Origin of the sequence: Paludibaculum fermentans, assembly GCF_051172195.1 — a bacterium.
In the GTDB taxonomy this organism is placed as follows: domain Bacteria; phylum Acidobacteriota; class Terriglobia; order Bryobacterales; family Bryobacteraceae; genus Paludibaculum; species Paludibaculum fermentans_A.
Window position 1 is genome coordinate 5,682,397 of the sequence record NZ_JBPJAQ010000001.1, and the last position, 13,896, is coordinate 5,696,292.

At 63.9% G+C, this 13,896-nt stretch carries 11 protein-coding genes and 1 pseudogene; 2 read left to right on the forward strand and 10 right to left on the reverse strand.

Translation table 11 applies throughout. The features are described 5' to 3' along the window. Positions 1-21 precede the first annotated feature (21 nt). The 8 genes and pseudogenes from ACR9Y2_RS22775 to ACR9Y2_RS22810 all read right to left on the reverse strand — a co-directional run. A complete protein-coding gene (locus tag ACR9Y2_RS22775) occupies positions 22-198 on the reverse strand; it encodes a hypothetical protein (RefSeq protein WP_435043959.1) in 177 nt (58 codons plus the stop codon). A gap of 295 nt (positions 199-493) precedes the next feature. After that, positions 494-2,149: a carboxylesterase/lipase family protein gene (locus tag ACR9Y2_RS22780; protein ID WP_435043960.1), complete on the reverse strand. Its 1,656-nt coding sequence runs from the start codon at positions 2,147-2,149 to the stop codon at positions 494-496. A gap of 65 nt (positions 2,150-2,214) precedes the next feature. Further along, the gene (locus ACR9Y2_RS22785) at positions 2,215-3,291 is read right to left on the reverse strand and encodes an alpha/beta hydrolase (protein ID WP_435043961.1); all 1,077 of its coding nucleotides are present in this window, start codon (positions 3,289-3,291) and stop codon (positions 2,215-2,217) included. 4 nt (positions 3,292-3,295) lie between these two features. After that, on the reverse strand, positions 3,296-4,174 hold the full coding sequence (locus ACR9Y2_RS22790) for an alpha/beta hydrolase (RefSeq protein ID WP_435043962.1): 879 nt from the start codon (positions 4,172-4,174) through the stop codon (positions 3,296-3,298). 8 nt (positions 4,175-4,182) lie between these two features. After that, positions 4,183-5,010 (reverse strand): (R)-mandelonitrile lyase, encoded by an 828-nt coding sequence (locus ACR9Y2_RS22795; protein ID WP_435043963.1) that lies wholly within the window; start codon positions 5,008-5,010, stop codon positions 4,183-4,185. A 40-nt stretch (positions 5,011-5,050) separates the two neighbouring features. Further along, on the reverse strand, positions 5,051-6,220 hold the full coding sequence (locus ACR9Y2_RS22800; protein ID WP_435043964.1) for an aldo/keto reductase: 1,170 nt from the start codon (positions 6,218-6,220) through the stop codon (positions 5,051-5,053). Positions 6,221-6,230: 10 nt separating this feature from the next. Then, on the reverse strand, positions 6,231-7,166 hold the full coding sequence (locus tag ACR9Y2_RS22805; RefSeq protein ID WP_435043965.1) for an aldo/keto reductase: 936 nt from the start codon (positions 7,164-7,166) through the stop codon (positions 6,231-6,233). 29 nt (positions 7,167-7,195) lie between these two features. Continuing rightward, positions 7,196-7,432 (reverse strand): annotated as a pseudogene (locus ACR9Y2_RS22810) (aldo/keto reductase); the annotation flags it as partial. Between the two features lie 137 nt (positions 7,433-7,569). Between ACR9Y2_RS22810 and ACR9Y2_RS22815 the strand changes: the two are divergent. Beyond that, entirely contained in the window at positions 7,570-8,532 is a 963-nt protein-coding gene (locus tag ACR9Y2_RS22815; protein WP_435043966.1) for an AraC family transcriptional regulator N-terminal domain-containing protein, read from the forward strand. Between the two features lie 521 nt (positions 8,533-9,053). On the opposite strand, the gene ACR9Y2_RS22820 is transcribed toward ACR9Y2_RS22815, so the two are convergent. Both ACR9Y2_RS22820 and ACR9Y2_RS22825 read right to left on the reverse strand, forming a co-directional pair. Continuing rightward, positions 9,054-9,458, reverse strand: coding sequence for a putative quinol monooxygenase (locus tag ACR9Y2_RS22820; RefSeq protein ID WP_435043967.1), 405 nt, complete (start codon positions 9,456-9,458; stop codon positions 9,054-9,056). Between the two features lie 90 nt (positions 9,459-9,548). Next, the gene (locus ACR9Y2_RS22825) at positions 9,549-11,381 is read right to left on the reverse strand and encodes a tetratricopeptide repeat protein (RefSeq protein ID WP_435043968.1); all 1,833 of its coding nucleotides are present in this window, start codon (positions 11,379-11,381) and stop codon (positions 9,549-9,551) included. 198 nt (positions 11,382-11,579) lie between these two features. Between ACR9Y2_RS22825 and ACR9Y2_RS22830 the strand changes: the two genes are divergently transcribed. Next, positions 11,580-13,865: a hypothetical protein gene (locus tag ACR9Y2_RS22830; RefSeq protein ID WP_435043969.1), complete on the forward strand. Its 2,286-nt coding sequence runs from the start codon at positions 11,580-11,582 to the stop codon at positions 13,863-13,865. The last annotated feature ends 31 nt before the right edge of the window (positions 13,866-13,896 follow it).

Here is a 13,896-nt window from a genome sequence, read left to right on the forward strand (position 1 = left end):
GCTTGACGTCGACCCGGCTTGTTACGGATCCAGTCTTTCCCAGAGAGCCCGCTCCTGGCTGTATGGGTTATTCACGATGCGGCACTCGGCGTTGATCTCCAGGGTGGCGCGCTTGTCGAGGGTGTACGCGGCCCATTGCGGCTGCCCTTTGGCCGCGGGTTTGCCTGTACTCGCGAAGGGGCTCCACAGCTCCGCCATGTTGTGCACGGTCTTCTCCCTTTGCGGACCGGAGATCGAAGGTGCGCGCCAAGCGTGCAGCCTCCTGAGCGGCGGAGGCCGCGGATCCGGTGGTGAAGCGGCGGCCATGACGGGAGTCTGGTGCTGTCCTGCGGAGACCCGCTGCGCCAGCCGCTCCGTTAAAGATGCTGACCCACTGGGTCGCGCTGCGGAAGTGAGTGGAGCCTTACGGTGGCTATCCGCTCACTTACGATCGCGGCTCCGTTTGCGGCTTCCTTCGGTTAGGCGGCCCGGCGGGCCATGGGGACTCATTTCGTTAGAAGTCAGCCCGCTTGCCTGAATCAGTGGCCAATTGCATCACGTCCAGCCGCGCTTTGCGGGCATCGGGGATGGCGGCGGCTGAGCCGTCGGGTTGGAACTCGAAGATCAGATCTTTGGCGGGATCGTGCCGCGGCCAGGTGGGGAGGCCGGCGGCGTTCGGGTCGCCCGTCTTCGCGAAGTTGACCCAGTAGCTTTGCGCCAACCGGGAGACAGCCTGATCCTCGGGTGACAACGCCGCGCCGGGGCGGGCGGTGAGGGTGCCGAACACGAAGCCGATTTCGCCGCCGTGCGGGGCGCCGGTTCGCATGCGTTCCCGCATGGCCGTCTGGACGTAGGAGAAGCGGTAGCGATAGACGGGTGAACCGTTGGCGGCGAAGGCATTGGCGGCGAAGCGGGCCGGCTCGGCCTGGCCAAAGTCGTCGTTTGCCCTTGTGATCATCGTGGCCAATTCCGTCGCCCCGTCAGGATCATAAGCGGCCTTTGCCTGGGCGCTCCATTGTCCGAACCGGGCGAAGAACTGCTCCTTGGTGGTTGCGCGGATGCGGTTGCCCGCGGTGTCGGCGCTGTTGCTGCCGAGCAGGAGCGGAATGCGCGGCTGGTGTTTGGCTTTGTAGGCGGTTTCGGCTGTTTCGGTGATGAGCTTGCCGTCCAGGACCGGGGTCGTCTCGTAGGACGGAGCGGCTGTGCCCGGTTGGGCGGGCGCTCCGCGGAGAACCTGTTCGGAGCTGAGGGCCCGCAGTTTGGCGAGCGCGGCCTGGTCCGTGCCCTCAACGCCTAGGGAACGAGCGAAGTTGGTCCCGATGGTCTCGGCTGACACCGGGTAGTTTGGATCGACGCCGTCGGCGCTGAGCGGCCGAGCGGTGAGCACGCTGTCGCGGGAACCGCCGGACTCGGCGATCGCCTTGTGGAACAATCCGCGCGCCAGAGGGGAAGCGATGAGGCTGTGCACCGAGACTCCGCCCGCGGAGAAGCCGAAGATGGTGACGTTTTTCGGATCGCCCCCGAACGCGGCGATGTTGCGCTTGACCCATTGCAGGGCGGCGATCTGGTCCATGTAGGCGTAGTTGCTCTTGGGTTCGGCCGGCCGTTCGCGGCTGAGGGCAGGGAAGGCGAAGAACCCGAAGCGCCCCACGCGATAGTTGGCGGCGACGAGGATGACACCCTGTTTCGCGAACTGCGTGCCCGCGGTGAAGGGTGAGGAGCTGGAACCGCCCATGAAGCCGCCGCCGTAGATCCAGACCATGACCGGCAGCTTGGCCCCTGGCGCGGCATTGGCGGGGCGCCAGACGTTCAGGTAGAGACAATCTTCAGAGGGCACGCGGGCCGCGGGCGCACCGGGCGCCGGGGGAGGGCCGAACCGCCCCTGCATGCAGTCGGCTCCAAATTCCGCGGCAGGCCGCGCGCCTTTCCAGGGCTGCAGCGGCTGAGGCGGACGCCAACGGAGGTCGCCCACGGGGGGCGCCGCGAAGGGGACCCCTTTGAAGGAGGCGACGCCATCGTCGACTGTCCCCTGCAACTCGCCGCTGTCGACCCGTACCAGGGCCGGTGTGGCCTGTTGCGCGGCGGCGGCAGTGATCGACGCCAATCCCAGCAGGGCTGCCCCGGCGAGGTGGCCCGAACGGCGGAACTTCAGAAATAACTTGCCTATCATTGGTAGTCTCCAGTTGAAAATCATCAAGCTCCTGCTGCCCTGTGCTGCATGCAACAGAGCGCGGATCAGTCCAGCTTCTTCTCCGCCAGAAACTTTGACATCAGGTCTGCCACCTGTCGGTTGTTCAGGTCGGAGAACGGGAAGTGAGTATTGCCCCGGATGCCAACTTCCGGCAGGTGCACAACGGTTACGTCGCCGCCGTGACGGTTCACGGTGTCGCGCCATTTTCTGGCCATCTCGAGCCGGACGCGCCAGCCATCCTGGCCGGGGTTGTCGCTGGGCTTCTCCGGAATGAAGTCCCCGTAGTAGATCATGATGGGGATCCTGGTGAGTTTCATGAACTCGGCCAGGGGCACGGCGATGGCGGTCAACGTGCCGCCGGAACTGGGCAGCGCCTCTGGGACTTCGCCCTCTGGAAACAGGAAGCCGCTGCCGGGCTCATACGAAACGATGCCCCGTACATTGCCGGACTTGAGGGCGGTCATCCAGCCGAGTCCGCCGCCTTGTGAGTGGGTGACAAAGACGGCTGGTCCGATTTTGTTGAACAGCGCGGCGAAGGCGTCCGAGTTGACCTCGGGATCGTAGGGGCCCACGTTGGGCGTCATCTGACGGAAGTACTGGTTGAGAGCTTCGGGGTCTTTCGAAAACTGCACGCCCGGGAAGTAGTCGGGCCAGATCCCGACGCGGAAGGTGCCGAACCACATCTGCTCGTCGGGGACGGCGTTGATGGTGGCCGACACGGTGCCACGCCCGGCGTTGCCGCGACGCGGCTGGTCGAGGAGATAGACCGGAAAGCGGCGGCGTAGGAAGAGGGTCTGGAAGCCTTCGCGGCCATCGGGCGTGGTTTCCCAGGTCTTCGTGAACTGCCCGGTGCCGTGGAGAAACACGAGGGGCAGCTTCCGCCGATTGGCAGGAATCTGATAGAAGACGTAGGCGTGGTCGCCGTGCAGGGTCTGGCCCGCGGGTGTTGGCTGTTTGGGGTTGAAGGTTCCAGGATTCGTGAGGACCTTGCCGCCGATGGCGAAGCTGCCTTGCTCCTGGATCATCAGCGGATCTGGCTTATTCTTCGTGGCGACTTGTGCACTGGCCGAAGCAAGAACGGTGAGTGCAAGCAGCGAAGCGGCGGGGCAATATCTGTTCATAGGGTTATTTGGCAGGGCGTGTCAGCCCGTACGCTTCCAACCAGTAGTAAAACTCGTCGATCCAGTGGTCGCTGGATTTGCCTTGTTTGCGCATCCCGAAGCCGTGACCACCTGAGCTGAAGACGTGCAGTTCCGGCTTGTAGCCCGCGGCCTTGAGCGCTGTGTGAAACCGGGTGACGAGAGGCTCCGCGCCAGCATCATCCTGTGCGACGGCGAGAAAGATGGGCGGCAGGCCTTGTGGAATGGGGGGCATTTCGTTGAAGGGCCCGCCATAGATTGGGGCCGCATAGTTTGGCCGCGCCTCTGATTGCAGCACCACGGTGGAGGTGAGGATCGCGCCGGCCGAGAAGCCCATGAGGACGACGCGGTCGGGCGAGATGCCCCACTCCGCGGCATGGGCTCGAACCACGCTGACCGCCTGAGTTCCGTCGGCCATTGCGAACTTGCTGTAGTCGTCGACCAGGCTGCGCTGGCGCATCATGGCGGCGAGGGCCGCAGTGGCGGCTTGCGTTACCTGGGCGGGTTCCTGGCCTTCTACCTGCAACAACCGGTACTTGAGGACGATGCCGGCAATTCCGCGAGCGGCCAGCCATTGCGCGACGTCGTGCCCTTCCGAGTCAATCGACAACCAGACGAAGCCACCGCCTGGAGCGATGATGACGGCTGTGCCGGTCGCGGTGGAGGGATCCGGCAGATAGGCGGTCAGTGTAGGCGTGCTGACGTTCATGATGCGCCGGTTGCCCGTGTTGCCGACAGTGGTTTCCGGCTGTTTCCAGGACTCGGATCCGGGTGCGGTGGCGGGCCACAGGTTGATCACTTTGGGTGCGGGCCCCGGTTGCGCATGGGCGGTGGCCAGGAGGATGGCCGGCAGCAGCCACTTCATGAAGTTCCTCATTTCTTCTCGAAGACCTCCCTGGCGATGCCGATGGCGGTGACGGCGTTGGGCCAGCCGGCGTAGAAGGCCAGGTGTGTGATGGTCTCGATCAACTCTTCCTGCGTCACCCCATTCTGGCGTGCGATGCGAAGGTGCGACCGGAGCTGGTCCGGGCGATTCAACGCGATCAGCGCGGCTACCGTGGCGAGGCTCCGGTCCCGTTTCGACAGGTCGGGGCGCTCCCAGATGTCGCCGTACAGCACATCATCCGTGACCTGGGCCAGCTTGGGGGCGAAGTTGCCCATCGCGGCCTGAGACGGCCGGGGGCGAGGGGTGGAGTTTGCGTCGGCGGCCTGGCCACGCAGGGGCGCGGTGAATTGCGCCTCGCTGACCTGTTCCAGCCATTCAACGACCTTGCCGTCCAACTGTTCACTGATGGCGATGTGCGTCATTGAGGTATGTGGTGCGGCCCCGTGCCAGTGCTTCTGGCCTGGCGGGATCCAGACCACGTCGCCCTGCCGGATTTCGTCCACGGGGTCGCCCCAGCGCTGAATGCGGCCGGTGCCCGCGGTGACGACCAGCGTCTGTCCCAGGGGATGAGTGTGCCAGGCGGTTCTGGCGCCGGGCTCGAACAGTACACGGGCTCCGGAGATGCGGGCCGGAGCACTGCCCTGGAAGGGGGTATCGACGCGGGCGGAGCCGGTGAAGTGATCGGCGGGCGCAGGCTGTGGCGGCTGCGTGCCGGCTCGGGTGATCCGAATGGTCTGCGGCCCGGCCGGGATCGGGCTTTGCGCGCTGGCGGAGAAGATCTGGATCGCGATCCCGATGGCTGCGAAGACTCTCATTGTGACCTTCCCTCCCTGGCTGGCCAGCCGGCTGCGAGCATCATTTCTTTGGAGGCGCTTCCACGCCGGAGAGCGACAGAATGAACTGCCCCATGCGTGCGCCCTGGACGGGGGTACGGCCCAACGCGGTATTCAGGTCGCGTAGCTCCTCGGGCGTGAAGTGGACTGCGTCGCCACCCAGATCGTCGATCAAATGCGGCAGCTTGTTCGTGCCGGGAATCGGAACCACCGATGGCCCTTGCGCCAACAGCCAGGCGAGCGAGATCTGAGCGGGTGTCGCCTTCTTGCGCTGCGCCCAGTCTTTCAACGTTTCGACAATCGCGAGATTGGCTGGGCGGTTATCCGGGAAGAACCAGGGGACGGAGCCGCGGAAATCACGAGGCTGGAATTTCGTGTCGCGGTCGATGGCGCCCGCCAGGAAGCCCTGGGCGAGAGGGCCCCAGCATACCAGGCCGATGCCGAGCTCTTTGCAGACGGGCAGGATCTGGGCTTCCGGATCGCGCGCCATGATGGAGTATTCGTTCTGGATCGCAGAGACCGGGTGGACCGCGTGAGCGCGGCGGATTGTTTGGGGGCCGGGCTCAGAAAGCCCGTAGTGTCCTACCTTGCCTTGAGCAATCAGGTCTTTGACCGCACCGGCCACATCCTCGATGGGAACCGCGGGATCGACGCGGTGCTGATACAGCAGATCGATGTGATCCGTCTGGAGCCGTTTCAGCATGCCGTCGACGGCCACGCGGATATGCTCGGGCCGGCTGTTGAGGCCGCCCAGCATCCGCCCGGTTTCGGGGTCGATATTCCAGCCGAACTTGGTCGCCAGGGCTACCTGGTTGCGGAAGGGCGCGACGGCTTCGCCGAGGATCCGTTCGACTTCGAAGGGACCATAGGCTTCGGCGGCATCAAAGAACGTCACGCCACGGTCATAAGCAGCGCGGACGAGGGCGATCATGTCGGGCCGGTGAGGGGTGGAAGCGTAGACGGCTCCGGTCATGTCCTGGCAACCGAGACCGATGCTGGACACCTCCAGTTTTCCGAGTTTGCGCCGGCCGGTGACCAGTCGCTTGAGTGACTCCCCGCTTTCCTGCTGGGCGTTGGCGGAAGAGAGGAGTCCGCCGGCTATTCCCGCGGCGACCGCTCCCGTTGTTTGTAAGAACGAGCGGCGGTCCGTGTGATGGTTCAGTGGACGGCCGGCGCTTTCAGCGTTGTTCATAGCGTTCCCTTCAGGCCTTCTTCCAGTACTCGAGCGTTGGTCCGGTATAAACGCCGGCTCCGGTCACCGCTTTCTTTTGCGTGGCCGCCAGCTCTTCCGCTGCCATCGGTTTGAAACCCTGGGCCGTGCGGATGTTATCTTCCATCTGCCCCTGTGTGCCCGCGCCGCAGATGGCGACATGCACTCCGGGTTGACTCAGGGCGTACCGCAGGCATTCGGTCGCACTCAACGATCGCAGGAGGTTCGCCTTGGCGAAGATCTTAATGGCCTGGACTCCGATGCCCATTTCTTTGGCAACCGGCAGGGCCGTCTTCTCAAAGCTGAGGTACGCGTGATCGGCGGCATGCACAGGCATCATCACCGTGTCCCACTTGTTGTAGGCCTTCAACATCGCAGCGTGAGTCGCGGGATCAAAATGCCCAGTGAAGCCGATCAGGCGGCACTTGCCGGCTTTCTTCGCGGCTTCAAACGTCTCCATCGCTCCGCCGGGCGCAAAGATCGCGTCAATTTCGTTCTGTGTCCGAAGATCGTGCATTTGCCAGAGGTCGAGGTGATCTGTTTTCAGCAGGCGAAGCGAGGTTTCCAAGTCCGTTTGTGCGCCTTTGGCGGTGCGCTGTGCGGACTTTGACGTGAGGAAGACGTCATTGCGAACACCCTGCAGTCCAATGCCGTAGGCTTCTTCCGAGCGTCCCTGCCAGTACATGCGGGCGCAGTCAAAGTAAGTCAGCCCGAGATCGTACATCCTGCGAACATGCTCTGCTGCGGCCGCAACGGTTGGGTGCAAGTCCATACGGGCCCCGCCCTGCGCGATCACGCTGACCTTCAGGCCTGTCTTGCCAAGGGTGGTGACCGGGATGCCGCCAGCCTTGACGGCCTGCGGAGCCGCGGATGCCAGGTGAATGGGGAGTCCGGCGAAGGCGCCGCCGACAAACAATCTTCTCTTCATATCGAACCTCTTTCGATGTCCTGTCGACTTCAACGGCCGACCATCTGCAGGGCAGCGGGATCGAGTCGCGCCCCTTGTATGGCGATCCTGGAAGCCGCCGCGTCGAACTCCTGCAATTCGCCGGCTGAGAACCCGACGTTGATCGCGCCGAGATCCTCCTCGAGGTGCGCGAGTTTCGTCGTGCCCGGAATCGGCACGATCCAGGGCTTTTGCGCCAGGAGCCAACCGAGTGCGATCTGAGCGGGCGTGAAGCCTTTCCGGCGCGCCCACTTTACCGATTCAAGAGTAGGCCCGGACGGCTTGCGGCCGGTAGCCTGAACCTGCCGACTTTTAGCCTAATCCTGTCGATGGCTAGCGAAACCGTTCGCTCGGGCGGTACTCTGGGGGCGAAGGAGCCCGCGTGATGATCCCAAATCCCGCCGGAGAGTTCAGCCTGGTGCCGGATCGGCTGCAGGATTTAAAAGATGAGCTGACCCTTAGGATTGCGGCCTACATCGGCTCGGAGCAAAAGCGGATTACCGAGGTGCCGGGTCTCACCGTGCATCAGAGGACGGCTCCGACTCCACCCTGTTCAATGACTTACGAGCCGTCGCTGATATTGACCGCGCAGGGTCGTAAGAGGGTGGAACTCGGCGGCCAGACCTTCACCTATGGTGCCTCCCACTACCTGTTGGCGTCGGTGGCCCTGCCGGTCGTGGCCCGGGTGGTCGAAGCGAGTGAGCAAACGCCGTGCCTGGCGCTCTCTTTAAAACTGCAGATGCCTGTGGTCAGGGAACTACTCAGCCGGGAAGAGATTGCGAGTGCGCCCCATGCTGGGACCGGGTCGGCCATGTCCCTGGGTGAGGTCACCGTGGAGTTGCTTGATTCCTTCTGCCGGCTGATGCGCCTGCTGGACCAGCCTCGAGATATTGCGTTCCTCCACGGCCTGATTGAGCGCGAGATCATCTTCCGCGTGCTGCGAGGACCCGAAGGTGTTCGCCTGCGCGCCATTGCGACGTTGGGTGACCAGAGCTACCGGACGGCGAAAGCGATCGCGTGGATCAGGGACAACTATGCAAAACCTCTCAAGCTGGAGGAACTTGCGGAGCTGGCGGGCATGGGGGTCTCCACGCTGCATCACCACTTCCGGGCACTGACGGCGATGAGTCCGCTCCAATATCAGAAGCAGATCCGGCTGCAGGAGGCGCGATCCAGAATGTCGATCCACGGCCTGGATGCGGGTAGCGCGGCGCTAGAGGTCGGCTACGAAAGCGCCAGCCAGTTCACGCGCGAGTACAAGCGGCTATTTGGCCAGACGCCGATGCGGGATACGCGCACCCTGCGTTCGACAGAGGCCGGACAAACCGAGACCCGCGCGGTTCGTTAGCGCGGCGCTTGGATACCCCTAATTCAGGACCGTTAAGTCTGGTTGCAGAGGGCCGGCTGGTATCGCGCCAGGTGTGCTTGCGGGCGCGTGTTTGGGCTTTTCACGCTATTTGCAGATCTGATAGTATTATCCTGGTCGCATCAGAGAAATCAGCCAGAATTTGTCCGGATTATCTTTGGGTACCATCGTCAATACTTTACGGATTGATCCGATAATGCTCTGCGGGATTGTTAAGCTGGCTCAATCTTTCGTGTCGCGCCACCGGGCTACATTGCGGTTCAGTGCGCCCGAGAATCAATACAGAAGTGTCTAGCGTGATTACCATAAGCCCCACCATGCTCACATTGGTTCTAGGTATCGTATTTCTGATCGGTATCGTCTTCGGCGTCGGAAGTATTCTGTACATCGGGTGGCGCGAAGAATCGAACGGGTTCCGGCGCAGGCACACCCATTAATCGAGGACCAGGCAGTTGGGGGCCGGCCACTCGCTACCGATCTCTGTGCCCCAATCCTGCCTGTACCTAGCGGCCTTTGGTTCCGAGCAGGATGGGGTCGGTTTCCAGCAGTTTCAGCGACTTCACCATGCCCTGCGTGGCTGCCTTGTACTTCTTAAAATGAGGGGTTTCCAGGTGCGCCCTGTACGCGGCGACATCGGCGTAGGTCTCAAGGATCCTGACCTGCGTGGGGTTGTCCTTCAGGGCCATGGCATAGAGGGTGAGAACGCCCGGCTCCAGCCGGATTGAGGCTTCGATCTCCTCCCTCAGCGCGGCCTTGTATTTCTCAAGCTGGGCTTGGTCGATCTCCAATTCCGCCAGCCGTACGATTTTGCTTTGCGCGGGTTCCTGTGCGGTCAAGCGAGAGTACGAGGGGGCCATCAGGAGCAGCAGCACCGATGCCTGGAGGGTTAGGACTCGGGAAGCCTTCAAGCTGCCACCTTCCTTTCTGTAGTTACAGTCTACGGCGTTGCCCGGCACGCGTGGCCAGGGCAGGACTTACGATAGCGCACGTGGAGCCGGCTATCGCGGCGGCAGATTCAGCTTCCGGCACACGGCCTGGAAGCGCGGTTCACGCAGCAGCGGGTCGAACACAGGATCGATGCCGGCGAAGACGACATCCGATTCGCGCCGGGCGAGGCTCATTTCCAGCAGTTCCAGCGCGCGATCGCGATGACCGAGGCCGGTTTCCACCATGGCCATGTAGATGCGCCCCGCGTCCGGATTGCGTTGCAGTTCGGAGAGCACGGCCTGCGCTTCGGCGACGCGTCCGGAGCGGGCGTAGACATTGCCGAGGCGGCCGAGGATGCCCGGATCGCGCGACAGGGAGGAGACTGTCTGTTCGAACTCAGCCGCGGCTTCGACGGGACGGTTGCGGGCAGCCTCCACGATGCCGAGCAGGATGCGTGGGTAAGGCGATTCTGGGGCGAGGGACAGGGAGGCACGCGCATGAGCGGCGGCCTGGTCGAACTGGCGGGCAGCGTACAGGACGAGACCGAGGTCGTTGCTGGCGGCATAGGACATGGGGTCGAGTTCCCTGGCGCGGCGGGAGTGTTCCAGCGCTTCGCGAAAGCGGCCGCGCGACATCAGGCCCAGGGCATAGGCCTGGTGGGCGCCTGCATAGTTGGGATTGATTTCCAGCGTCTTGAGCCAGCCGCTTTCTGCGGCGTTCCAGTTCCACTCGTGAGACCAGGCGAGGCGCGCGAGGGCGAAGTGAGGATCGGCGAGGGTGCCATCGAGGCGCAGGGCGCGGGCGGCGGCGTCGCGGATGCGGGGCGCCAGGCGGTCTGCTTCGACGGAGTCGTGGAAGGCGATCAGGCTAAGGATGCGGGCCAGTTCCGCCCAAGCGCGGGCATAGCCGGGATCGAGGGTCACCGCCTGTTCATAGAGAGCGACCGCCTGCTGCCGGTTGGCGGCGCCACCCCTGGCGGCGAGATACCGGGCGCGGGCCAGCAGGTCGCGTGCTTCGGCAGGCGGCAGATGACCTGGAAGGGGCCGGAGGCTGCCCGCCTTCAGGGCCGAGGCCACGCCGGCGGCAAGGGTACGTTCCGCGCCGTCGAGGCCGGCGGCATCGGTCTCGCGGGTATCCGCCCAGACGGGAACGCCGGTGCCGGCATCCACCAGGCGGGCGGCGATGCGGATGCGCCCGCTGTTTCTGCGGACGTTGCCTTCGAGCAGCAGTTTGGCCCCCAGCCGGTTGCGGATGGCGGAGAGGTCGAGATTGGGCCCGCGGAAGCGGAATGTGGAGGTGCGGGAGACCACGCGCAGGCGGGGTGTTTCGGCCAGCAGTTGGAGGATGTCTTCGGCGATGCCGTCGCCCAGATAGGGACCCGCTTCGCCGGCCTCGTACTCGACGAAGGGGAGCACGGCGATGAGCGGCGCCTCGCGGCGGGGGAACCAGATGAGAACGGCCGCGATGGCCAGCCCCAGCACAGCCATGCCCGCGGCGGCTGCGCGATACTTCCAACTGCGCGGTGCGGGTGGCGCTGCCGCGGTGGTCTTCCAGGAGAACTGGGGCACATACCCGCCGGGCTGGAGGTCGATCAGGACCGCATCCGCCGCGCCTTCGTTCAAATAGTAGTCCTGTAACCGCTGGCGGAGGCGGCGTGCTTCGACGCGCACGATGTTATCGGCGCGTGCATCGAAATCCGACCCGCGATTGAAAATTTCGACACCCAGTGTGGACTCTTTCAATACCTCGGCACGTCCTTCGACTGCCGCTTCCACCGTGTGCCGCAGGAACTTCTGTTGCCGTTCGGAGCGCGCAAAGGCCCGCGATGCAATCACCTGGGCGAGTTGGGAGCGGATGTCCGCGGCCGAAGGGACCGCCGGGTGCTCCACTGTACCGCGGGTCATTTGATAGAAGCATACCTGTTGCTCCGATGTTCAACAAGGCGTGCAACCAGACATGAAACGGGGCGCTCGTTACCAACTGGTTACCGTAACCGCGGGAACTCGTTCCTTTTATCACCCGGCGCGGCCCGGTAGGGTTGTGTTTCCAGCCCGCCGGCGTCCCATCGAGAGGCACTAGTCCGGGCGAATTGGAGGAAAGTCATGCAGGATCAATCCGCAAGGAACAGAGTTCTTCTCACGGCGGCGCGCTGCCTGGTGATGGCATCGCTCGCCGTTGCCCCAATGGCCGCCCAGGCGCCTGATTACCAGTGGCACACCTTCTACAACCATGGTGAGACCGCGTTTGGCAGCGGCACGGGCAAGACCGTGGCCACCGACATCCTGGGGAACGTATATGTGGCGGGGATCACGCATCACCCCGAGAACTTCGCTCCAGGTTCACCGGTCCACGCGGTGGAGGCGCACCCCTCCGGGAACTATGTCGGCTTCATTATGAAGCTCAACTCTTCCGGGGGCTTGTTGTGGCACACCTTCTATCACGCCACCTTCGCGGCGATTGCCGTTGAAACCGACGGCGCCAGTATTTACGTGACGGGCGAAGGTCAATTCCGGACCGACGGTCTGCCGGCGCCGCGCTACAACGGCGCGGTTTCCGACCTCGAATCGGCGACCTTCGTGTTGAAGCTGGATTCGCAAGGCCAGTACCTTTGGCACACCGAGTACAACCGAAGCAAGGGCGGTGTGGACATGGTGATCGATCCTTCGAATCACAACCTCTACATCACTGGAGAAACCCTGAGCAAAGGCTTTCCAGAGGCGCCGCTGCATGCGGCGGACGGGCCTTCGGCCGCTCCCTACATCCTGGCGCTGACACAGGAGGGCAGCTATTTGTGGCATTCGATCTGGGGAGAAGGCCAGGCGCGCGGCATCACGGTGGATCCGGCGGGCAATATCTTCATTACCGGTCAATGGCACAATTCCGGCGCCTACAACGTCTTTGTCGCGAAGGTGGGAGGCCCCAATGCGGCGGTGGGCTTCGGCAATATGGAGTGGAGTGTCCTGTTCGGAGGCAGCCTGATGGGCTATGGGGTCGCCACCGACAGCGCCGGGAATCTGTACGCAACCGGGTACGCGCGTCCCACCGCCGCCAATCCGGGGGCGCCGCCCCTGCACACCGATGGGAGTGGATCGAGCACGTACGTGGCGAAGTTCAACCCTGCCGGCATCTGCCTCTGGTACACGCTGTATGGAGGCGAGGGCTACGGGTCGCGGGGCATGGACATCGTCCTGGATGGCCTGGGCAAGGTATACGTAGCGGGGTTCAAAGAGAACCACCCGTTTTTCGGGGACAACGGTCAACCCTCGCTGCACGACAACACGCAGGTCTCGGGTTACCATGGCGGCCTGTTCGTCCTGGCGCTGAATACGAACGGCGCCTACCAGTGGCACACCTTCTACGGGAACAGTGACCGTACCAATGCGAACAGCATCGCCCTCGACAACGAGCGCAGCATTTATGTAGCGGGCGGCAGCCGCTTCAACTGGCTGGGCGACAATGGGACCCTGCCGCTGGTTCCGCACGACGGCGCCGATAGCGCGTTTGTACTGAAACTGGCCCAGGCGCCGGCGGCCGCCACGACAACAGTCACCAGCAATCTGCAGCGTACATACAGTCCACAGGCGCAGAACGTCACTTTGACAGCGGCGGTCACCAGCCTCGCTGGTGTGGTGGCCGGGGGCCAGGTCTGTTTCGCGACGTCCGGCCAAGCCATCGCTCCGGTTTGCGCGAATGTGGTGAATGGCACGGCCAGCGCCGCTGCGGTGATACCGGCCGGCACCGCGGCCGGGAACTACACACTCCAGGCGACTTTCTCCGGGACGCCGGTATTCGTCACCAGCAGCGACTCGAAGCAACTGACGATCCTCCAGGCGGCACCGGCGCTCACCTGGGCTAATCCGGCAGCCATTCAGTATGGCTCGTCGTTGGGTGCGATGCAGTTGAACGCAACCGCGAATGTGCCCGGGAGCTTCGTGTATACCCCTACGGCGGGAACGGTGCTGGCGGTGGGCAATGGCCAGACCCTGTCCACCGTGTTCACCCCGGCTGATGCGGGGAACTACAGCGCGGCCGCGAAGAGCGTGCTGATCAATGTCCTGGCCGCGTCGCAGCCTTCGACTCCGGCGAAGATCGTGATCACCAGGACGCTGTCGCGCAACGGGTCGAATCAGGTCGTGGCGGTCCTCAGCGTGGCCAACACAGGGGGCACGGCGGCACAGAATGTCCGGTTGACGGCAGGCAAAATCGGGACCACCGCGGGCACGCCGCTGCCGCAGACGCTGGGGACCGTGGCGGCGGGTGCGGCCGTGACGGCCACGATGACATTTCCAGGGTCGGTGGGGACCGCCGGCGCGGCGTCCACTCTCACCATCTCCGGAACCTACACCGGCGGGTCATTCACCACCGCAAGCCGGATCACGCTGCCCTAGGGAAGCAAGAACGACATAGATAAGGACGCTC